We start from the raw sequence: 22,159 nt of genomic DNA, 5'->3' as shown, positions 1-22,159 counted from the left end.
GTGTGTTGCTAACCGCAAACACCCTGAGGTCGACAATGAGTTTGAATTACAAAAAGCACTGGCGAACCAGCACCGCGCTCTGCATCGCGTCAACGGTGCTCGTCGCAACAGCCGCATACGCCGCTCACTATCCGGGCGGCCGCAGTGATTGGGACAAGCGTTCGCATCACAATCACCAGGCGCACGAAGAGGGCGATCGTGCCAAGCATGATCACGGTGACAAGGATCACGGCGACAAGGGCAAGACCGCCTCGCCGATCAAGCACGTCATCATCCTGATCGGCGAGAACCGCGGCCTGGATCACACCTTCGGCATCTACAAGCCGAAGGGCAAGGGGCAGACCATCTCCAACCTGTTGTCGAAGGGCATCGTCAACGAGGATGGAACGCCGGGCCCGAACTTTGCGCAGGCGCAGCAGTACTCGGTCGCCGGCCAGACGTCCTTCTATATCGGCGCGCCTGTCATCTCGAAGTCGCCCTACAACGCGACCAACCTGATGCCGCAGCCGAACACCAACGGTACGCCGACCGCGCAGAGCGACACCGGCGCCCCGTTCAAGACGATCGCCGAGGCCAGCGTCGAGAAGGACATGGATCCGGCCGATCTCGACATTCTCACCACCGGCTTCAGCGGCCTGCCGACCGGTGTGCTGGATACCCGCGTTCCGGGCGCCGGCGGTCTGAACGGGCCGTTCCAGCTGCAGGGCGAGCAGATCAGCGACGACGACTACACCGGCGACTCGACGCACCGCTTCTATCAGGACTGGCAGCAGGAAGACTGCAGCGCCGCCAGCGCCACCAAGAAGAACAATTCGGGCTGCCTGAACGACCTGTTCCCGTTCGTGATGGCGACCTATTCGGCGTCGAACAAGAGCATGGCCAACTCGATGGGCTTCTATAACGCCCAGCAGGGTCAGGCTCCGGTCCTGAAGATGCTCGCCGACCGCTTCACCCTGAGCGACAACTTCCACCAGTCGTTCCATGGCGGCACCGGCGCGAATCACTTCATGCTCGGCACCGGCGATGCGGCCTTCTGGAGCGACGGCAAGGGCAATCCGGTGACGCCGCCGGCGAACCTGATCGCCAACCCGAACCCGGTCACGGGTTCGGTCAACCGCTACACCGTCGATGGCAACTGGAGCAACTGCTCGGACGTGTTCCAGCCCGGCGTGAAGCCTATCGTCACCTACCTCAACAATCTGCCCTACGCGGCGGAGCCGAACTGCAAGCCCAACCACTACTACATGCTCAACAACGTCAACCCGGGCTACCTGCCAAACGGCGCGCTGTCGGGCGGCAACAACGTGCCGCCGTCGTCGGTTCGCACGATCGGCGATGCGCTCATGGAGAAGAACATCTCCTGGGCGTTCTATGGTGGCGCGTTCAACGACGCCGTGGCGCTTTCCAACGCCGCGGTTGCCGCCAATCCGTCGAACCCGAACCTCACCGCCGCTGCGGTCGCCGATCCGGCGCACGCGCTCGGTGTTGCCTACTGCCAGATCTGCAATCCGTTCCAGTATGCGACCTCGATCATGGCCAATCCGGCCGTGCGTCAGGCGCACATGAAGGACACTGCCGATCTGATCACGGCGATCCAGGGCGGCACGCTGCCTGCGGTGTCGTTCGGCAAGCCGGACGGCCTGCTCGACGGTCATCCGCAGAGTTCGAAGGTTGATCTGTTCGAGGCCTATGTCCTGAACGTGCTGAACGCGCTGGACAACAATCCGGAGCTGAAGGCCACGACCGCGGTCTTCATCACCTGGGACGAGGCCGGCGGCTATTGGGACTCGGGCTACCAGCAGTCCATCGACTTCTTCGGCGACGGACCGCGCATTCCGACCCTGATCCTCTCGCCCTATTCGACGGGCGGCAAGGTCAACCACAACTACGCCGACCACGTCTCGCTGCTGAAGTTCATCGAACGCAACTGGGGCCTCCAGCCGCTCACGAACCGCAGCCGCGACAACCTGCCGAACCCGAGCTACTCGAAGAACAACGAGTACGTTCCGACCAACAGCCCGGCGCTGTCCGACCTGTTCGACGCGTTCGACTTCAGCAAGCCGGTGACGCTGTCCTACACCGAGTGATCGAGCTCTCGTCCGGAACGAGGTCTTGACCCCAATTGAGACCGGCGCCGATCGAACCAATGGTTCGGTCGGCGCTGTCATGTTTTACCCGCCCCCCACCTGATCGATCGGGACCATGCGATGAAGCGCAGCGAGAAGACGTGTTCGATACGCCGGAGCGTGGCAGCCGGCCTGCTGGCGGTCGCCGTTGTGGCCCATGCTCCGAAGCCGGCCACGGCGCAGCAGTTTTCGGCCGACCTCGTCGCGCGGAAGGACGAAACAGTCACCGTGCTGGGAACGCTGCGTGTTGCGCAGCAAAAGGCGCGAATCGAAGCAACGGCATTGCCGGACGGCTTCTTCCTGATCGACACGGCCAGGCCCTCGGCATATTTCGTCCGTCCCGGCGCACATGTTTTCATGGATGCAAGGCAGTCGAGCCCGCTGACCCAGATGTTCGTTCCGGTCGATCCGGACGATCCCTGCCGGCAATGGCAGGCGATCGCGCAGCTGTCGGCCCCGATTGATCACGCGGCGTGGCATTGCGAACGCGACGGAGCGGAAGTGACGGCCGGTCGCGACACTGACGTTTATCGCATCACGGCGCCGTCCGGTTCCGGCTTTATCGGCTGGATCGACCGCGCGCGCCGGTTTCCGGTACAGGTCAAGACCGCCGATGGGACGCTGATCGTGGCCGATCACATCCGCGACGCGCCCCAGCCGGCGCAGGCCTTCGAAATTCCCGCCGGCCTGCGCAAATTCGATCCGCAGGCGCTGATCCGCCGGATCCAGCAGAGCGACGTATGGGTTGCGCCACCGGCCTCGCAGTGACCCGCGTCGTGCGCTACTGCGATTGCTGGCTTGTCGCCGGCAGCAGCATCCGGCCGAGCGCCGTGTAGTGCGACTGATGCACGTTGCTGTTGAACAGCGACCAGGGCTCGGCCTTTTTCAGGGCGACCGGAACGTCGAAATGCACCAACTGGGCGAATTTGCGGTATTCCGCCATCGCCTCGTCGATATGACCGGCTCCGACTTCGAGATCGATGCGGCGCAGGGTGAGGACGAGGTCCTTCAGGATCGCGCGCGCCGCCAGCCGCTCGTCCTTGCCGCCGATCGAGGCGTTCCTGATGTCGGGGATGTGCTCGGTCAATTCGCGTAGTTCGGCGCCGACCCCGGTCACCGCCAATGACACCACCGCGGTGTCGGCGGCCGGGATGGCGACCTCGAGTACGCTCGAGAGCTCAAGCACTTCCTTCATCCGGAGCATGACGCCGTCCTTGTCGAACGGGCGTTCGCCGTCGCCGACCGCTTTCAGATAGGCCACGAGGTCCTGCGTATCCTGGGTCGACAGTTCGAGGTCGAACACGCGATCGAAATGTTCGACCACCTGTTCGTAACTGTCGTAGCGGCCATCGTGGAAATAGGGCGCGTTGAAGTTCGCGTTCAGCAAAGTGGGGGTCTTGACCAGTCCACCCGATCCGACGTCGTGCCGGACCTGGTCGTTGAAGGTCCCACCCGGAATATGACAGCCGGCGCAGCTCAACTCGGCCTGCTTCGGGAACGGCTTGAAGAACAATTGCTCGCCGCGGCGTTCCTCGATGCTTGCCTGCGCGGCCAATCTGCCGCCGGGCGCAATCTTCGGATTGGGGAGGAAATCGATGTCGTTGATATAGGCGACGAGGCCGTCGACGACCTCGTCGCGCGGCTTCGGACCGGAAAACTCGTTGACGATGACATTATATACGAAGTCACGCAGCGAGGTCATGCGCCCGTCATGTCCGTAGGGGGCGAGGAAGCGGGCGCCGCGCAGGCTCGGAATCCTGACCGGATCGAGGATGCTGTTGAACGTCTTGGCGTTGAACGCAAGGCTGGTGGTGTCGAATGTGCCCGGGCGGGATGACGCGCCGGGGACGAACAGTTTCGGGTTCGATGCGCCGTTGACGTGACAGGTGCCGCAACTCATCTCGGCCTGACGGGCCTTGCCGCCCAGGATGGACGGCGAGTTGAACGCGAGATCGCCGAGATTGACCAGGTAGGATTTGTGCCCGCCGATCGCTTCGGAATGAAAGATTTCGCGCGGCCGCGCCAGCGCTTCCTCGGAGAATTCGGTGCCGGCCGGCAGCACGGTCTGGTCGCCGCCCAGCGGGAACGCGATCGCGCGCAACGGGACGAGCGCAACGACGAGCGCCAGCAACGCGATCCGCGCCGGCCTGACGCTGCGATCGGCAGATGCCGCACGACATTTCCCGGAGCCGAACGCCAGAATATCCCAAGCCATTGCGAGAAAACGCCCCTGTCACAATGCATTTGCGCTGCCGTGCGTGCCGGAAGATGTCACGGAGGTGACAGTTTCCTGTCGGCAGGATCAATGACCATCTGTTTGGATAAACGACTGTTGATTGCGGTTTGATGACGATCGATCAACGAATGCAAAGCGATGTGTGTTTGACGGCGCGAAAAATTCGTCGACACGCGCGCATCTTTTCACGCGTTTGTGCGCGCGTCGAAAAACAGTCATCCCAGCGAAATGTGTTTTGCATAGCGTGTAGCTCCATTTCTATTTCTTTCTGAAATCAGGAGAGCACTATGCGGCTTTGGGGAGCCATTCCGGCGCTCGCAGTTGTTGCTGGCGCCGTTGCCGTCTCACCGGTGGCAAACGCCGAGAATTTGGTCGAAAAGATCGTTGATGAGTTCAAGCACGAGGTGCGTGACGAGCTGCGTGACCTGCGGGATCGCGGTCATGAGGGCGTGCATCAGTACAAGCACATCGTCGTCATCTATCAGGAAAACCACAGCTTCGATAACCTCTACGGACACTGGGGCGATGTCGGCCGTGACCGGATCAACGGCACCTCGGATGCCGATCAGGCGCATACGCTGCAGGTTCGGCAGGACAATCAGACCGTCTATGGCTGCCTGCTGCAGAACGACGTCAACCTGACCTCTCCGTCGCCGCAGCCGACGAGTTGCACCGACAACACGGGCACGGTCGCGATCCTCAGCGCCTTCAAGAACAAGCCGTTCGAGATCAACGACTTCATCCCGACCTCGGCGACCACCTGCCCGAAGCCGCTCGGCGCTTTCGCGGCGCATGGCTTCCTCAACGGCACCGGCGCGCCCGGCGGCTGCACCGAGGACATCGTGCATCGCTTCTACAGCGAACAGTACCAGCTCAACGGCGGCCGGCAGAACCGTTACGTGACCGGCAGCGACGCGTCGGGTCTCGTGATGGGCTACTATGACACCAAGAAGCTGCCCATTTACACCTATCTCCATGGTCACGGCGCCCCGAACTACGTCATCGCCGACAGCTTCTTCCAGGGGGCGTTCGGCGGTTCGTTCCTCAACCACCAGTTCCTGGTCGCGGCTGCGGCGCCGCAGTTCGTCGGTGCCCTGAACGACGGCAGCGCCAACGACTTCCACTCGATCGTCGATGCCAACGGCATGCCGACCAGCACGCCGCTCTACACGCCGGCCTCGACGGTGAAGGACGCGCAGCTGACGGCCAAGTGCAACCAGACCGGCCTGCCGGCCGGCCTTGCCTGCGGCGACTATGCGGTCAACACCACGCAGCCGTTCTATCAGCCCTATTCGCCTGGTACGGCCGATATCAAGCGTCTGCCGCCGCTGCATACGCCGAACATCGGCGATCGGCTGTCTGCCAAGCATGTCGACTGGGCCTGGTATTCGGGCGGCTGGTCGAACGCCAACGGTGATGTCGGCGCTTCCGGCTGGACCAACGGCAACGGCACGACCTGCACCGATCCGAACCACAATTCCAATGCGGTGTTCCCGAACTGCCCCGATGTGGACTTCCAGTTCCACCATCAGGCGCTCAACTACTTCGCCAACTACGCTCCCGGAACGCAGGCCCGCAGGGACCACCTGAAGGACGAGGCGGAGTTCATCCAGGCCGCCAAGAACGGCCGGTTGAAGCAAGTCAGCTTCATCAAGCCGATCGGCGAGGAGAACGAGCATCCGGGCTACACCAGCGAATCCGAAGGCAGCCAGCACCTCGTCGATCTCGTCAAGGCGATCACCGAGGGGCCGGATGGCAAGGACACGCTGATCGTCATCACCTATGACGAGTTCGGTGGACAGTGGGACCACGTCCCGCCGCCGCCGCACAACCGTCATGGTGTCGAAGCCAAGGCGGCGGATCAGTGGGGCCCGGGCACCCGCGTTCCGGCGCTGCTGATCGCCAAGCGCTTCAACAAGTCGGGCGTCGCGCATGAGGACTTCGACACCACGTCGATCCTCCGGATGCTCGAAAAGCGCTTCGATCTCGATCCGCTGGTGACGCGCCCGGTGCGCAGCCTCTCGGCGGCGCTGAAGGCCGGCGAAGGCTGGCACTGATACGCGAGATCATCCCGGCCCGCGTCAAGGTCCGACGCGGGCCGGGACCTTGGTTACGCTTCAGGGCGTTACATGATCAGATCGTGCTGTATGTGCGTAACTTGATCTGAAACGATGTTGCTGCCCGCCATCGCGGCGCTTTCCATGGGAGCCGCGAACGCGATGGCGGGCGCGGGCGCTCCGGTCGCGAGGCAATGAATGCCGACCTGAAGATTGGTTGTGGCCGAGTCGCCGTCGCCGTCGACGGCAGAGACATCGAACAGGAGGTCGACGCTCGGGACGGTCGTCTTCGCGTCATAGGTGATGTTGTTGACCGTGAAGGTCGCGTTTCCACCTGCTGCCTGATCGTAGTCGACCTGGACCTGATTGAACGCCTTTCCAACGTAGAGCGTGTACGTCGACGTCGCGTTGTCAAACATATACGTGTTGATCAACGAAGCGTTCGGCGTTTCCTGCACCACGATGTCGGCATTGCCGCCGCCGTATGGCTTGGGGATGCAGATGTTGAAGTCGTGAACGTCGGCGCTGCCGTCGAGAACCTTGAAGGTCACGCTTGCAGCGCCCTCGCCCTGCCATTGCGCGAGAGAGAAGCCGACTTGCGCCTGCTTCTCGGAGAGGGCGAGATTCAACTGCTCGGCGGGATCCATTTGCAGGCCGTAGTCGCCAACCGCGATACCGTTGCCCGAAGCCTTGACATCGGCGGGCTTGCCGCAGTCGGTGCCGGTGATCACCAGTTGTCCGTCCGCGGAAGTCAGGGACGGCGTGCCGCTGCCCGAGGCGCCGAAATCGGAGCCGGTCACGGTGGCTCCCTTCACCAGATCGACGCTCTTGAGATCAAAGCAGAAGGTCCCGTCCGGATCGATCAGCAATTTGAAATACGGATCGGCGAGCGTACCCCCGCAATCCGTCAGATAGGCGTCCAGTTCGACGCCGCCACCCGTCTCGTGGGTCGAATAGTAGAAGGTGAATTGGTCGCCATGCCCGGTGACGTGCACCGAGGTGATGCCGTCGCCCAGGCACCAGGTTGCCAGATCGTATCCGGTGTCGCCGACGGGACCATCGTGAATGGCGACGAGCATCGCGGCATCACCGTCGGCGCCGAAATTGACGTTGAAAGTCCCGGACGCGACTTGATTGTCCTGGTCGGCGACGAGGATCTTCGAGAAGCAATCTATCGTCGGGCTGTCGTCCGTGATCGTCAGTTGCTTGCCGAGATCGATGCACGCGCTCTGAAAGTCGCCGTCCTTGTCCGTGATCGTGGCGACCAGATTGACGACGCCGGCGTTCAACGTCGCGCCGTCAATGCTGTCGCAGGACGGATGCTCCACCGCACGATACTCGGTGAAAGTGACGCATCCCGTGGCCGGATCAAGCGCGATGGTGAAGGCCAGCTTTCCGCTTGCCGAACCGACATGGCCTTCGATGGTGTTGCCGTTCAGAACCAGGATGTCGGCGAGCCCGGTATGCGAGTCGATCAGGCCCGATGCGGTGCAGTTGCCACCGGTGATCGTCAGCGCGTAGCAGACCGTCGCACCGTCGGCACCTTGTTTCGAGACGAATGCCGTCGAGAAATCAGCCGACATTGTCGTCAGCGACGCGTCCGGCATTGAACCCGCAACGCAATCGTCCAGCGCCGTTGCCGTCAGATGCGTCTCGCTTAGCGTCAGCGACGGCACGTTGCAGCTTGGCTTGATGCACGGGCCGTCGTCCGTGATGGTCAATTGATTGCCAAGGTCCACGCTCGCGCTCTCGAAGTCGCCGTCCTTGTCCGTGATGGTTGCAGTCAACGACACGAGCCCGGCGGTCAGCGACACGGCTTCGCCGCCGTCCGGGTCGGTGCCGAGCGGCTGCTTCACCGGCCGGTAGTCGGTGAAGGTCACGTACCCCGTGGCCGGATCAACCGTGATGGTGAATGCCAGCGTGCCGTTGGTGGTGCCGACGTGACCTTCGATCGTGTTGCCGTTCAGGACCAGAATGTCGGCGAGGCCGGTGTGCGAATCGATCAGACCTGACGCCGTGCCGTTGCCGCCGGTGATCGCCAGCGCATACTTGATCGTTGCGCCATCCGCGCCTTGAACCGAACTGAATGCCGTCGAGAAGTCGGCCGACTTCGTCATCAGCGCGGCATCCGGCGCAGACCCCGCGATGTTGTCGTCGAGCGCGGTCGCCGTCAGATGCGTCTCGCTCAGCGACAGCGACGGGATCGTGCCACTTGCCTTGACGCTCGGGCCGTCGTCCGTGATGGTCAGCTGCTTGCCGAGGTCAATGGTTGCACTCTGGAAGTCGCCGTCCGTCTCCGTGACGGTTCCAACCAGGTTGACGAGCCCGGCTCCGAGCGACAGGCCTTCGCCACCATCCGGGCCGGTGCCCAGCGGCTGCTCCACTGCCCTGTGCTCGACGAAGGTCACGAGGCCCGTGACGGGATCGACCGTGATGGTGAATGCCAGCGTGCCGCCGATCGAGCCGACATGGCCTTCGATCGTATTGCCGTTCAGGACCAGCACATCGGCAAGGCCGGTATGCGAGTCGATGAGCCCCGACGCCGTGCCGTTGCCGCCGCTGATCGTCAGCGCATAGCTGACCGTCGCACCATCCAGGCCTTGCGCGGTGGTAAACGCGGCCGAGAAATCGGCCGACGTCGTCGTCAAGGCGGCATCCGGCGCCGAGCCGGCGATGTTGTCGTCGAGCGCTGTTGCCGTCAGATGCGTCTCGCTCAGCGTCAGCGACGGTGCCGCCTTGGTCCCGATCAACGGGCCGTTGACGACGATCGTCACCGTCTGTGGGGTGCCGCCGATCGTGGTCACCGTGAAGCTGTCGGTCAGCACACCGCCGACTTTGAGGGCTTGCACGGAACTGTTGGTGTTGTCGAGCGTGTAGGTCCAAATACCGGCCGTAGTCAGCGTGAAAGAACCATAGCCGCCTGTGCTTGTCGTCGGCGTGCTCACGGCCGTGAAGGTGTTGGCGGGATCGTCGACATCAGTGTCGGTAAGCAGGCCGGTCGCCTTGAGCAGGCCGGGCGAGGCGGCGCTGACGCCGACTGCCCCCACAACCGAGCCGGCCTTGGCGCCGGAAATGATGGAGGCGTCATCGACCCCGGCGATGGTGATGTTGAAGCTCTCGCTGGCCGAAAGCGCGCCGTCCGCTACGGTGATGACGAAGCTTTGGATCGCGTCGACCTTCAGCGCGTTGATCGCATCATTGTTCGGAATGAAAGTGTAGGCACCGGTCGCGCTGTTGAGATAAAGCGTGCCAAACTCGCCGGTACTCGCCTCGTCGTAGGTGTTTTGCCCCAGGACGATATTGGCTGGCACGCTACCGCCGATGCCGAAGGTCAGCTTGCCGCTCCCGCTGGCGGCGAAAGTCCCGCTCGACGAGCCGAAATCGTCAAATATCTTCGTATCGATCTCGATCGGCGCCGTTCCGAGATTCAGCTTCGGCGGCAGTGGCGGTGGTTCGAAGGTTATAATGAACTTGGGGGCGACCCCCGGCAGCGGCCCAAGCGCATCCTGCACGATGGGTGACGAACCAGGCTGGATGAAATTGATCGGTTGCAAGATCAGCTGCTCGTCGAGAGCAGGCATGCCGGAACCCTTCGATCCCGCTCCCTTCTCGAAATTGGCAAGCGTCTCCTGCTGTGCCTCGCGCAATTCCTCCATGTGGGTAGCGGAATTCGTGAGATGGCTCACGCTGACCGACGACCCCCTCTTGGTCAGAACGATCGTCTCTCCGGGATCCTCGACGACGATATGCCGGGGGATCGCTTCCTTGGTCACCAGCTCGAATACGCCGTGATGGAGGTCCTTGTAGTTGATGTTGTCGTCGTCAAGGAACGTGACGTTCGGCTCCGCAGCTTGGGCGTCCTTCAGCAGTGCGACGGTCAGCGCAGCGAATGACAGCATGCCGAGGCCGCTGGCCCTGATGGTGCCAACAGGCGTGTCCGCCGTCAGGATGCCGGATCCTGCCAGTCGGCCGCCAATGAGGCGCAAGAGGTTTCTGGTTTTCGCCAACAGCCCCGGCCGCAGGCTGCTGGTCCGGGCCAGATCGCCCAACTCCAGCCGGCTGCCGGCCGGCAGGTTCAACAAGGTGCCATCGATCAGGCGGATTTCGACCTGTCCGCCGGCTTCGACTTCGATGATGTCACCCTGGTAAACGGGATCGCCGGCGACGGCTTGAATGGCAATGCCGCGCGCGCGCGCGACGGTGCCGCACCCGACCGCCGTCTGAACAATGCCAACCATTCGGGACAGCCGGCCTAAAACGGCCGAACTCTCGTCCCCGAACGCTACGCCGGACGCGACTAACATTGGCTTTTCGCTTGCTGAGCAGCTTAGGCAGGGCGCGATGCCGCAGTGTTTTTGGTCTGGCTTTTGCTCGCTGCGAGGTGAAAAATCCCCGCATCGGCAGCCATAGGCTTGCCCGCCGAAACGTCCCGATTGAAACTAAATTACGTCGTGAAAATCGAAGTCCGGTACTACAAAGAGCGATTGCGGAAACGGCAGAGCTGCTGTCCTTTTTCGCCAGTGCGACCCCACTGACTTTAGTGTATATTTACCAAGTAAATTGTCCACATATTAATTTCTACTCGAACTCCACCAGGCCTTTAGGTCTGTTTGCAACAACTCGTTTGGCACTCAAGGTCCTGCGGTCTCGGCCAGGCGGTACAGGTCACCATCATGCCGCGACACGACAAGATCTTCTCGGAAAGGGGAGAGGATCGTGCGCACCAATTTGAACATTCAATTGCTCGCAAGCCTCGTTTTGGCGCTCGTCACCCTGACATCTGGTCCAGCGCCGGCGCAAACCCTGCCGGCCGAACCCGCGGTCCAGGATTCGTCAGCGAAGCTGATCGGGAAAGTCGTCGCGGCCACCGGCTCGGTCACGATCGAGCATGCGAGCGCGGTCGTCGTTCAGGCCGCGCTGTCTGATCAAAAGCCTCAAGCCAAGGTTGGTGATCTCGTCTATCTGGGCGATGTGGTGCAGACCGGAGCCGACGGGCGGGTCGGGATCAACTTCACCGACGGCACCTCGTTCAATCTGTCGAGCAACGCCAAGATGGCCATGACCGAGTTTGTGTACGACCCGAACGGCAAGTCGAATTCCACCTTGTTCAAGTTGGCCAACGGCACGTTCACCTTCGTTGCCGGCAATATCGCGAAGACCGGCGACATGAAGATCGACACTCCCGCCGCGACGATGGGAATTCGAGGCACCACGCCGCGCATCGAAATATCCGACGATGGAACGGTCAAGTTTGCAACGCTCGTCGAGGAGGGGAAGAGCAAGCTCCTCAGAAAGCCCGCGACACGTGCGACACCGCAAGGGGAGCAAAACACCTACCACAGGTTCAACCCGAACATCTGTCGAGGGTGCTAGGCGAGCGGAAACCAGCGTCTGCGCATCGTCAAAACCGGAGCTCGACATGAAGCCTCGTGCAGGCCTGGCGGTGGTGCTCATCCTGCTGTTACCGGCATCGCCGGCCGGCGCGGAAAACGCAAAACCAAAAGGAAGCTATCTCAAGGATATCGGGTTGTGCAGCGGCCTCAATCATACACCGGCCGATGCGCGCATCGGCGCGTGCACGACGCTCATCGATGCGGGGCAGGACATGACGCCCGGCGGCCTCGCGATCGCCTACAATAATCGCGGCAACGCCTATGCCGCCAAGGGAGACTACGACCGCGCCATCGGCGATTTCGATCGATCGATCGAGCTCAATCCAACCTACACCAAGCCGTTCAACAACCGCGGCGTGGCCTACTTCAAGAAGCGCGAATACGATCGCGCGACCGATGCGTTCGATCAGGCCATCAAGCTCAACCCGAACTACGGCGAAGCCTTTGCCAACCGTGCGGGGGTCTATCTGAAGAAGAATGACTATGCCCGCGCCGCGCAGGACTACGATCAGGCCATTCGCCTCGAGCCTAACCTGGAGGGCGTGTGGAACGGACGCTGCTGGAGCCGGGCTATCATCGGCGCGTTGCAGGAGGCGCTGGACGACTGCAACAAGGCGCTGCAATCGGGATCGGCCAACGCCGCGACCTACGACTCGCGCGGGCTGATCCACCTGAAGACAGGCGAGCTCGGCGCGGCGATCGACGACTATAGCTCCGCACTTCGCATCGATCCGAAGCTGGCAAGCGCACTCTATGGCCGCGGGCTGGCGAAGCTGAAGCAGGGCGACAAGGCCGGCGGCAACATCGACGTCTCGGCGGCCAAGGCGATGCAAGCCGGCATCGGCGACGACTTCGCGCGTTACGGCGTGCAATAGACGGGCATCGCCGGCGGAGCCGGCCGCAAGGACGGCCGTCGGCTAGTTCATGATCTCAACCGTCGCCGAGCGGCCGGCGACCAGCGCGATGCCATCCGGCAAATGATCCAGCGCGATGCGCACGGGGACGCGCTGTGCCAATCGAACCCAGCTGAAGGTCGGATTGACGTTGGCAAGCAGGTTCGCGCCGTCGGTGCGGTCGCGGTCCGCGATGCCGGCCGCGATGCTCTCGACATGCCCGGTGAGCCGGACCGGCTCGCCCATCAGCCGGATCTGCGCCTTGTCGCCGACGCGAATGCGCGCGAGCTTGGTCTCCTCGAAATAGCCTTCCACATGCAGCGTATCGGTATCGACCAGCGCCATCACGCCCTTGCCCGCGGTGACGTAGGCGCCGGGCCGCAGGTCCATGTTGGTGATGGTGCCGTTCACCGACGCGTGCACCTCGCTGCGATCGAGGTTGAGCTGGGCGACCGCGCGATCGGCGACCGCCTGGTCATAGGCGGCCTTGGCCTGGAGCTGCGTGGCCAGAACCTGCTCCTGCTTCTGCTGCGATACCGCATCGGTGGTCAGCGCGCTGTAGCGCTTGAGGTCGGAATCGGCCTGGTCGAGCGTCGCGCGACGGCCGGCGACCGCCGCATCGGCCTGCTGCAATGCCAGGGCAAAGCGTGCGCGGTCGATCCGGAACAGGACGTCGCCGCGATGCACCTGCTGATTGTCCTTGACCAGCACGTCGGTGACGAAGCCGGACACGTCGGGCGCAACCTGAACCACGTCGGCGCGGACCCGGCCGTCGCGGGTCCATGGCGATTCCATGTAGTAGACCCAGAGCGCGCGCGCGACGGCGAGCGCGGCAACCAGCGCAACGGCGGTCAGCGCGACCCGGCCAAGCCAGGCGAAATTTCCCTTCATGGCAGAAACTCCGAAAGATAAACGACGACGCCGAGCAGGCATACATACAGGGCGAAATTGAACAACGCGCGATGCCATACCAACCGGTAGAGCCCAAGACGCTGCATGATCCGGCTCACCACCGCGCTCAGTGCGTAGGCCACGACCAGCCACAGCAGCAGCGCCGGGACCAGGACACCGTAGATGTCGAGCTCATATCTCATGCGGCAAAGCTCTCCCCGGGCTGCGATCGATACGCGGGCGCATCCGGAAACAGGCCGCGGCGGATGCCGACGAGGCCGAGCAGTGCATAGTCCCGCGCGCGTTCATTGGAATCCTTGACGACCGCGGTCACCGCCGCATCGATGCGTGACAGCAGTTCGGCCGGCATTGCCTGGTCTGCATGGGCGCGAAACGCCGCCGCGAGGTCGTCCAGCATGTCGTCGAGAGCACGCACGGTCGACGCGGCAAGGCCGTAACGCGCCCGCCTGAGGTCGATGATGTTGAGCCCGATGCGCAGCTGGACCAGGCTGTCGGCATCGCGGCGGTCGGCCTCGGAAATGAAGGCGATGCGCTGGACCAACAGTCCGAGCCGATGCAGCATCAGGCCGGCGAACTGGGCGCGGTCGCCGCGGCCGCGCCGCTCGGCCGCGACCGCGAGCGTCTGCCAGCTCGACGTCATCAGCCGCTTGGCGATCCATTCGGCGCCGACGCCGCGCGCGATTCGCGTCACGATCTCGGCGATGACGACACCGAGGAAGAAGGCGACGGACGTGTTGGCAAAACCGGCAAAATCCGCGCTATAGGTCGATTGCAGCGCCAGTAGTGTCGCGGTGTTGGCCGCCAGCGCCATGCCGGTCGGCGCGGTTTTGGGCCGCGCGATCAGGAAGCCATACAACAGGAAGGTCGGCGCCAGCGCGGCGATCAGGACCTCGACATGGGAGATGGCCGGCACCAGCGCGAACTGATAGATCGCAACGACGACGATCGCGACCAGCGAAAACAGGCCGAAAGCCCGGATGCTGCGCGCCGGCTCATCCTGCGCGGCGAAGAAGGAGCAGGCGACCGCCGCCATCATCGGCGCCGAGGCGCCATCGGACCAGCCGATCCCAATCCACAGGCCGCAGCAGATCAGGATGGCCACCGTCGCTCCCGCGGCCGACCACAGCGCCATGCCGTGGTCGCGATGGCGGACCGGCGCGGCGCCCGACTCCGGCTGGAACGCCAGCGGGACGGTGGAGATATCCTGGCCCGCGGCGATCGCATCGCTGAGCGCGCGGCAGTCGGTCGAGATGTCGACGAGCTCGCGCAGCCGGAGCAGCAGGTTGATCGTGATGATGCGTTCCCGCGACGCAAGGCCGTCGAGCGCCGATTGCCGCTCGGCGATCGCGGTGCGGATCTGGTCACCAGACTGCAGCAGGCGATCTTCGTCCACGATCCATTCGGCGAGATAGCCAATCAGCCGCCGCAGCTCCGGTCGGCTTTGCAGCATCGCTTCGCCAAGTGCGGCCAGCCGGTCTTCGATGGACGTGATGATCGGCAGCAGCATCAGCATGCGCAGCCGGATCTCGGCGAGGCCGCGCACGGTGCCGGTGTCGGCCAGCCGGTCATAGGCAAGATGGGTGGCCAGCGTATCGATCTCGACGATGTCGGTCGCAAGGCGGAGGCGTTGCGCCCGGCGTGTCTCGCTGGTCCCGCGATCGAGCAGCACGTCGCGGGACAGCCGGCGCGCATCGGACAGCCAGCCCCCGACGCGGCCGCCGACCGCCGGCGCGACGCTGCGGGGAAACACCACGGTCGACACCAGGCTCGCACAGATGATGCCGAGCGAGATTTCCTCGACCCGCGCCAGCGCCACGTCGAAGATGCTGCCCGGTTCGGCCACCGACGGAAAGCCGATCAATGCGACGGTATATCCGCCCAGCATGAAGACGTAGCTGCGCGGCGTGCCGTCGAGCAGCGACAGATAGAGGCAGAGCCCGACCCAGAGCGCGATCGCGAGGCAGAGCAACTCCGGCGCGTTGACCAGGTTCGGCACCAGGGCGACCGTCATGCTCGCGCCGACCAGGGTGCCGATCACGCGGAAGAACGCCTTCGAGCTGGTTGCGCCGGCCAGCGGCTGCGACGTGATATAGACCGTCGCCATCGCCCAGTAGGGACGCGGCAGATCGATCGCCAATGCGATCACAAGCGCCAGCATCGACGCGGCGAAGGTCTTCAACGCGAAGATGAGGTCCGCGTGGCGGACCAGGAACGGCTCTTCCGCGCGCATGACTATTTCGCCTCTGGAGCGGTCTTGGTTAGAGCAGCCTTGGCTGAAGCAGTCTTGGCTGGAGCGGTCTTGGCTGGAGCGGTCTTGGCGTCGTGCAGGCGGCTCGCCCGCTGCTCGATGCGCTGCAGCGTCTCGAAGGTTACCGCAAGTTCCTCGTCGTCGATATCCTTCAGCAGGCTGGCGCGCACCCGGCGCAGCACCCGGTTGATCTCCTCGACCTTGGCTTCGCCTGAAACGGTGAGATGCAGCGTCTTGGCGCGCCGGTCGGTCGGATCCTCGCGACGCTCGAGCAGGCCTTCGGACTCGAGCAGATCGATCAGCCGCACCAGTGAAGGCCCCTCGATCCCGAGTTCATCGGCCAGCACGCCCTGGCGGACGTTTTCACCCTGCCGCGACAGCACCAGCAGCGGGATCGCGGTCGCGTAGGACAGGCCATGATCGGACAATGCCTGATCCGACTCGCGACGCCAGATTCGCCCAAGCCTGGTGATCAGGCGGCCGATCTCGGCGTGGATATGAGATTGCGAAAAAGGCATGGGATTAGATAGGATGCGAACTATTAGGTTGCAATCATAAACCCGGGATGATCACGCAAATGCGAACGCGCGTTACGGATGGGAGGACGCGAGTGAGCTTGCCCGGATGAGTAATCGTCAGAATTCCTGCACGGTCGATCGGAAGACGATCCAAATCGTGACCGACAAAAGCCCCAGTCCGCCGAGCACCAGGAAGACCGGGCCGTAACCGACCCACTGTGCGATCCAGCCGCCGAGCGCGGGGCTGAGCGAGGCGCCGATTCCCTGAACGGTAATGACCGCACCTTGTCCGAGATTGACGCGACCGGTTCCGTTGAGCGAGCGCGCGACCATTCCGGGTACCGCCACGCTTTGCAGGCCGGCGCCGATGCCGTCGAGGATTTGTACCGGCAGCACGCCCCACCAGCCGGAGAGGAAGAAAGCCAGCACGCCGCGCACCGGCAAGGCCAGGAACGACAGCAGCAGCACCGACCAGTAATTTCGGCGCTCGGCTGCGCGCATGCCCACGATCGATGCAAGGATCATCACTCCCTGTGCCACCACGATCGTGGTCGCGACGAAGCTCGGTCCGTTGGCATGATTGCCGGCGACCGCGGCAAGGCCGTAGAGCGGTACGATCGCGGCGTTACCGAGGTGGAACGCGGCCAGTGCGACCGCCAGCACCAGCAACGGCTTGTGCTTGACCAGTACGGAGAAGCCGCTGGGCTGGCTGTCCGGATCTTCTTCCTTGCCGCGTGCGGCGTGGTGATCGATGCTGTCGGCCGGGATCATCAGGACGCAAGCGATGGTGATTGCGCCGAACATGGCGGCGAGGACGAAGACCGCCACATAGCCATACTGCCAGCCGAGATAACCCGATGCTGCGGCACCGACCATGTTGCCGGCATGGTTGAACGCCTGGTTGCGGCCGTTCTGCCGGTTGAAGCCGCGTTGCCTGACGATGCCGAGCGTGATGCCGGTGACCGCCGGAACGATCGCCGCGCCCGCGATCGACGTCGCGACCTGGGACAGCGCGACGGCCCAGAATTCTTGCGACAGCAGGATGACGGCTGACGCCACCACGACCGCAGCGCCCGGCACGATCACCCATGCCCGCTTGTGGTTGGTCGTATCGATGCAGCCGCCGATCGGCGTCGTGATCACCATGCCGGCGACGTTGCCGAGTGTTAACGCGGTGCCGATCAGGCCGCTGGTCCAGCCATACAGCTGGAGGAAGACCCCGACGAATGGCCCGATCCCGGACTGCATGTCTGCCATGAAGAAGTTCACGGCCAGCAGCGGCCACAGGCGTGCTGGCGCAGACGATGTTTTCGCTTTGCGATCGGGCATGTTCCATGAACGCGCGGGATCGCGGAACGGAGCGGTGAAGCGTGGATATTTCTGCGCAACCGGCTATGCCGCAATGTGCATGGCGATCAGGCGCGATTCCCGAGATGTGTGCGGGATGCGGGCCGGCTTCCGGCTTTATCGCATCAGCATGTAGACCACGGTGATGATCACGAGCGCGATGATCGCCGACGTGACCATCATGCCGTAGGAACGCGCCTGCCTTGTTTGGGTCGTCTCTGCCATGCTTGCCGGCGCTGGCTCAGCCGGACCTTCTCGGACCATGGTTGGCGTCCTGCTCGTCACAACGCTATTCCGACGCCGCCGGCGCAGCTTCGTTCCTAGCAGGTGGCGGAGCCGGGCCGGCCGCGCCTAGGAACTTCGCTCCGAACAGGCCGTTGGCCGTTGGCCGGTTGCGACGCTGGTCGCGAGGGATATCGGCGCAATCAGACGCGACGCGGCGGCAATTTGCGCAAGGAGAACGCGATGGGCTTGGCTCAATACGCGGTGATTGCGGCTGGTGAGGAATGGGCCGTCCTGCATGACGGCAATCTCAATGCCGGATACGCCACCAAGGAAGCCGCATTCGAGTCGGCGGCGGCCGCCGCGGCGCTGGCGATCAGATTGGGGCACGAGGTCCACGTCAGCGTCCCCGGACGCGACGAGGGGGAGGCGGCTCTCACCAGACAGCCGACTTAGTTCGACAATCGCGGCTTCTGTCTGGTCGCGCGTGAGTTCGATGAACGTCCGCGCCGCCTACGGATCGAGCTCAGTATCCCAGTAGAGATAATCGAGCCAGCTCTCGTGCAGATAGTTCGGCGGGAACAGCCGGCCGTTGCGATGGAGCTGATGCACGGTCGGTGCGTAGGGTGTCTGCTTCGGAAACATCCTGGCCTGCTGCGGCGTCAGATTGCCTTTGCGCAGATTGCAGGGCGAGCAGGCGGCGACGACGTTCTCCCAGGTGGTCTGGCCACCCTTGCTGCGCGGAATGATGTGATCGAAGGTGAGGTCGTCTGGCGACAGGCAGTACTGGCAGGAGAAGCGGTCGCGCAGGAAAACGTTGAATCGGGTGAAGGCGGGATGGGTGCTCGGCTTGACGAAGGACTTGAGGGATACGACGCTCGGCAACTGGATTTCGAAGGAAGGACTTCGTACCGCCCGGTCGTAATATTCGACGATGTTGACACGATCGAGGAACACCGCCTTGATCGCGTCCTGCCAGGACCAGAGCGACAGCGGGTAATAACTCAGCGGCCGGAAGTCCGCATTCAAGACCAGCACCGGCCAACCGCCTTGCGAGACATGTGCGTTCAAATAACGCTCCTGACTCCCATTAGCTGCGAAGCAGCATGCACTCACATACTACAGGCAGCGTGACGGGATTGTGAAGAGCAATGAGCGGCTTATCCGCCATGCACTGCCATGTTCCTGCCCCGATTGCTTCCCGCCCGCGAGGCCCGTAAAGGGAGCCGCAAGGCCCTGTCGGCCAGTGACGGACCTGCCGATGACCACGACCACAAGCTATCTCGAGGCACCGCGCCGGTTGCGCGCATTCGTGCGTGCGCACGAGACGAGCCTCGTGGTGCTGGCGGTCTTGATCGGCGCCATTGGCGGCCTCGTGGTGGCGGTCATGAGCGTGCTGGTCTCCGTACTGCATGCCGTGCTGTTCAATCTGCCGTACGGCGAACGGCTGTCGAGCCAGCCGGGCATCGATCCCGTGCGGGCGCTCGTGGTTCCCACGGTTGGCGGCCTGCTGCTGGGAATTGCGTTCCTGCTGCTGCTCCGGGTCCGCCCGGCCCGCGAGATCGATCCGATCGAGGCCAACGCGCTTTATGGCGGGCGGATGTCGTTCCGCGGCAGCGTGATCGTCGCGCTGCAGACGATCTGGTCGAGCGGCGTCGGCGGCTCGGTGGGGCTCGAGGCCGGCTACACCCAGCTGTCCAGTGGTCTTGCCGCCTCGCTCGGCCGCGGCTTTCACCTCCGTCGCAACGACCAGCGAATCATGGTCGGCTGCGGCGCGGCGGCGGCGATCGCCGGGGCGTTCAGCGCGCCGCTCGCCGGCGCCTTCTATGCTTTCGAACTTGTGATCGGCGGCTACACGCCGGCGAGCCTCACGCCGGTCGGCGTGGCGGCGGTGACCGGCTATTTCGTCGCCCATGCCTTCGAGCCGCTGCCGCTCGGCGTTGGCGTCGGAACCGTCGGCGATGTGCTCGGACGGGATCTCGCGATTGCCGCGCTGCTCGGCATCATCGCGGCGCTGACCGGCATTGCGATCATGCGCGGGGTGACGCTGTGCGAGGCGCTGCTGGCCAGGACGCGGCTGTGGCCGCCGCTGCGGCCGGCGCTAGGCGGGCTTGCCGTCGGCGCAATGGCGCTGGTGACGCCGCAGGTGATGTCGTCGGGGCATGGCGCGCTGCGCTTCGCGGGCATCGTGGCGATGCCGCTCACCTTCATCGCCGGCGTGTTCGCGCTCAAGGCGGTGGCTTCGATCGTGTCGCTCGGCTCCGGCTTTCGCGGCGGCTTGTTCTTTGCCACCCTGTTCATGGGCGCGCTCGGCGGCCGGCTGTTCGCCGCCGGCGTCGACATCGTGTGGCCGGGGCTCAACCTCGACCCCAATGCTTACGCGGTGATCGGCATGAGCGCGCTGTCGGCCTCGGTGATCGGCGGTCCGCTGACGATGTCGTTCATCGCGCTGGAATCCACCGGCAATCTCTGGCTCACCACCGCGGTGCTGGTCGCGGTCATCATCTCGACCACGATCACGCGCGAGCTGTTCGGCTATTCGTTCGCGACCTGGCGGCTGCATCTGCGCGGCGAGACCATCCGCAGCGCCGCCGATATCGGCTGGATCCGCGATCTCACCGTCGGCAAGATGATGCGGCAGGACATGACGACGGTGAGTGCCGCGATGCCGATCGAGGCGTTCCGCGAGGAATTCCCGCCCGGCTCGAAGACCCAGGTCGTCGCGGTCGACGGCGAAGGGCATTATGCCGGGCTCGCGCTGGTGGCGGAAGCGCACGCTCCGGACCTCGAGGCCGACAAGGGGCTTGCCGGCATCCTGCGCTACGCCGACGTGGTGCTGCATCCCGCCATGAACGTGCAGGAGGCGATCGCGGTGTTCGACGCGGCCGAAGCGGAATCGCTCGCCGTGATCGAGGGCGACGGCGACCGGCGGCCGATCGGCCTGCTCACCGAAGCGCACGCGATGCGGCGCTACGCCGAAGAATCCGAGCAGCGCCGCCGCGAGGTGATCGGCGAGATTTGACAGCGCGGCTGAACTCTTTGACCCGTCATCCTGAGGTGCGGGCTCTTGCGAGCCTCGAAGGATGTACGGCCACCGGCCGGGCCGTCGACCCTTCGAGACGCACGCTATGCGCGCTCCTCAGGGTGACGGAGTAAGCAAAGGCGGCCTTAGCGAGACTACGCCGTAATCCTCTCCAGCTTCTGCAGGCACCGCGTCACGCGCACCGCGGCCGGCATCTCGGTGTCCGGAAAGCTGGTCTTCCAGTCGGTGACGCCGACCTCGCCGACATAGATGTCGCCGCGCGAATCCAGCGCGATGCCGTGCGGCGCCAGGAATTTTCCGGTCTCGACGCCCGGTCCGTGCTCGCCGCCGAGCCGGGCGATGCGCTTGCCGGTGGCATCGACGATCGACAGCCGCGGACCGAGATTGGGCACCTTGCGGTTGACGGCCATGCCGGGACCGAGCTCGCCGATCACGAAGTTCGGCTGCTTGCCGCCACCGCAGCAGCACAGCGCGCAGGGCCGGTGCAGATTGTTCCACTGCGTCTCGTATCTGCCGTTGCCGTCGAACACCTGGACGCGGTGGTTCTCGCGGTCCGCGACATAGACCCAGCCGTCGGTATCGGTCGTGATGTTGTGCACGATGTTGAACTGGCCGGGATCGGTGCCGGGCTCGCCCCAGGTTTTGATCAGCTTTCCATCCGGCGTGTATTTGTGAACGCAGGCATTGCCGTAGCCGTCGGAGACATAGATCTCGCCCTTCGGCGACAGCGCGGTATGGGTGCAGCGATGGAACGGCTCGCCGCTCATGAACGGCGCCGGCTTGTTCGGGATGCCGATCGTCAGCAGCACCTTGCCGTCGGTAGAGCATTTGCGCACGGTGTGGTCGCCGTCATCGGTGCAATAGAGATTGTCGTCGGCGTCGATGTGCAGGCCGTGGGCGCGCGAGAACACGCCTTCGCCAAAACTCCGGATGAAGTTTCCCACGCGATCGAGCACCACCATCGGGTGTTCGCCGCGGTTGAAGACGTAGACTCGGTCCTTGCTGTCGACCGCGACGGAGGCGACATCCGTCAGGCTCCAGCCGTCGGGCAGCTTTGCGAAATTCTCGACGACGCGATAGCGGTGCTCGCCGGTGCCGAGGATGGTTGGCATTAGATCTCTCCTCTCGGGTGTCGTTCCGGGGCGCGAAGCGAACCTCAGATGC

The 22,159-nt window shown here is 63.9% G+C and carries 16 protein-coding genes; 7 read left to right on the top strand and 9 right to left on the bottom strand.

The window, feature by feature from the left end; genetic code table 11:
* The first annotated feature begins 35 nt into the window (after positions 1–35).
* Together ACVILL_RS08075 and ACVILL_RS08070 are read left to right on the top strand one after the other, a co-directional pair.
* Positions 36–2,087, top strand: a complete 2,052-nt coding sequence (locus ACVILL_RS08075; RefSeq protein ID WP_456728585.1) for an alkaline phosphatase family protein — start codon at positions 36–38, stop codon at positions 2,085–2,087.
* 120 nt (positions 2,088–2,207) lie between these two features.
* The gene (locus ACVILL_RS08070; RefSeq protein WP_456728584.1) at positions 2,208–2,894 is read left to right on the top strand and encodes a hypothetical protein; all 687 of its coding nucleotides are present in this window, start codon (positions 2,208–2,210) and stop codon (positions 2,892–2,894) included.
* 13 nt (positions 2,895–2,907) lie between these two features.
* Here ACVILL_RS08070 and ACVILL_RS08065 read toward each other — a convergent pair whose 3' ends face one another.
* Positions 2,908–4,341, bottom strand: coding sequence for a cytochrome c peroxidase (locus ACVILL_RS08065; RefSeq protein WP_456728583.1), 1,434 nt, complete (start codon positions 4,339–4,341; stop codon positions 2,908–2,910).
* Positions 4,342–4,649: 308 nt separating this feature from the next.
* On the opposite strand from ACVILL_RS08065, the gene ACVILL_RS08060 reads away from it, so the two are divergent.
* Entirely contained in the window at positions 4,650–6,419 is a 1,770-nt protein-coding gene (locus ACVILL_RS08060; protein ID WP_456728582.1) for an alkaline phosphatase family protein, read from the top strand.
* A 68-nt stretch (positions 6,420–6,487) separates the two neighbouring features.
* On the opposite strand, the gene ACVILL_RS08055 is transcribed toward ACVILL_RS08060, so the two are convergent.
* Positions 6,488–10,657, bottom strand: a complete 4,170-nt coding sequence (locus tag ACVILL_RS08055) for a DUF5801 repeats-in-toxin domain-containing protein (protein ID WP_456728581.1) — start codon at positions 10,655–10,657, stop codon at positions 6,488–6,490.
* A 478-nt stretch (positions 10,658–11,135) separates the two neighbouring features.
* On the opposite strand from ACVILL_RS08055, the gene ACVILL_RS08050 reads away from it, so the two are divergent.
* Positions 11,136–11,792 carry a FecR family protein gene (locus tag ACVILL_RS08050; protein WP_456728580.1) on the top strand — a complete coding sequence of 219 codons (657 nt, stop codon included), beginning with the start codon at positions 11,136–11,138 and terminating at the stop codon, positions 11,790–11,792.
* A gap of 46 nt (positions 11,793–11,838) precedes the next feature.
* Positions 11,839–12,687 carry a tetratricopeptide repeat protein gene (locus ACVILL_RS08045; protein WP_456728579.1) on the top strand — a complete coding sequence of 283 codons (849 nt, stop codon included), beginning with the start codon at positions 11,839–11,841 and terminating at the stop codon, positions 12,685–12,687.
* Between the two features lie 42 nt (positions 12,688–12,729).
* On the opposite strand, the gene ACVILL_RS08040 is transcribed toward ACVILL_RS08045, so the two are convergent.
* The 5 genes from ACVILL_RS08040 to ACVILL_RS08020 all read right to left on the bottom strand — a co-directional run bounded on the left by ACVILL_RS08040 (position 12,730) and on the right by ACVILL_RS08020 (position 17,712).
* Entirely contained in the window at positions 12,730–13,596 is an 867-nt protein-coding gene (locus ACVILL_RS08040) for an efflux RND transporter periplasmic adaptor subunit (protein WP_456728578.1), read from the bottom strand.
* A complete protein-coding gene (locus tag ACVILL_RS08035) occupies positions 13,593–13,799 on the bottom strand; it encodes a DUF1656 domain-containing protein (protein ID WP_456728577.1) in 207 nt (68 codons plus the stop codon). Before ACVILL_RS08035 ends, ACVILL_RS08040 begins: the two co-directional genes overlap by 4 nt.
* Complete coding sequence (locus ACVILL_RS08030) at positions 13,796–15,847, bottom strand: FUSC family protein (protein ID WP_456728576.1); 2,052 nt, start codon at positions 15,845–15,847, stop codon at positions 13,796–13,798. The genes ACVILL_RS08035 and ACVILL_RS08030 overlap by 4 nt, the downstream gene beginning before the upstream one ends.
* Before the next feature lie 2 nt (positions 15,848–15,849).
* A complete protein-coding gene (locus tag ACVILL_RS08025) occupies positions 15,850–16,383 on the bottom strand; it encodes a MarR family winged helix-turn-helix transcriptional regulator (protein ID WP_456728575.1) in 534 nt (177 codons plus the stop codon).
* 117 nt (positions 16,384–16,500) lie between these two features.
* Positions 16,501–17,712 carry an MFS transporter gene (locus ACVILL_RS08020; RefSeq protein ID WP_456728574.1) on the bottom strand — a complete coding sequence of 404 codons (1,212 nt, stop codon included), beginning with the start codon at positions 17,710–17,712 and terminating at the stop codon, positions 16,501–16,503.
* A 483-nt stretch (positions 17,713–18,195) separates the two neighbouring features.
* Between ACVILL_RS08020 and ACVILL_RS08015 the strand changes: the two genes are divergently transcribed.
* Positions 18,196–18,408, top strand: a complete 213-nt coding sequence (locus ACVILL_RS08015) for a hypothetical protein (RefSeq protein WP_456728573.1) — start codon at positions 18,196–18,198, stop codon at positions 18,406–18,408.
* A gap of 57 nt (positions 18,409–18,465) precedes the next feature.
* Here ACVILL_RS08015 and ACVILL_RS08010 read toward each other — a convergent pair whose 3' ends face one another.
* Positions 18,466–19,023 carry an HNH endonuclease gene (locus ACVILL_RS08010; protein ID WP_456728572.1) on the bottom strand — a complete coding sequence of 186 codons (558 nt, stop codon included), beginning with the start codon at positions 19,021–19,023 and terminating at the stop codon, positions 18,466–18,468.
* A gap of 190 nt (positions 19,024–19,213) precedes the next feature.
* Here ACVILL_RS08010 and ACVILL_RS08005 point away from each other — a divergent pair, with 190 nt between their 5' ends.
* Positions 19,214–20,974: a chloride channel protein gene (locus tag ACVILL_RS08005; RefSeq protein WP_456728571.1), complete on the top strand. Its 1,761-nt coding sequence runs from the start codon at positions 19,214–19,216 to the stop codon at positions 20,972–20,974.
* A gap of 155 nt (positions 20,975–21,129) precedes the next feature.
* Here ACVILL_RS08005 and ACVILL_RS08000 read toward each other — a convergent pair whose 3' ends face one another.
* On the bottom strand, positions 21,130–22,107 hold the full coding sequence (locus ACVILL_RS08000; RefSeq protein ID WP_456728570.1) for a peptidyl-alpha-hydroxyglycine alpha-amidating lyase family protein: 978 nt from the start codon (positions 22,105–22,107) through the stop codon (positions 21,130–21,132).
* Positions 22,108–22,159: the final 52 nt, after the last annotated feature.

The sequence above is a fragment of the Bradyrhizobium sp. USDA 3364 genome, from assembly GCF_054056355.1.
The sequence above is the reverse complement of the archived record's forward strand: the minus strand, read 5'-3'. Positions and strand labels throughout refer to the sequence as shown.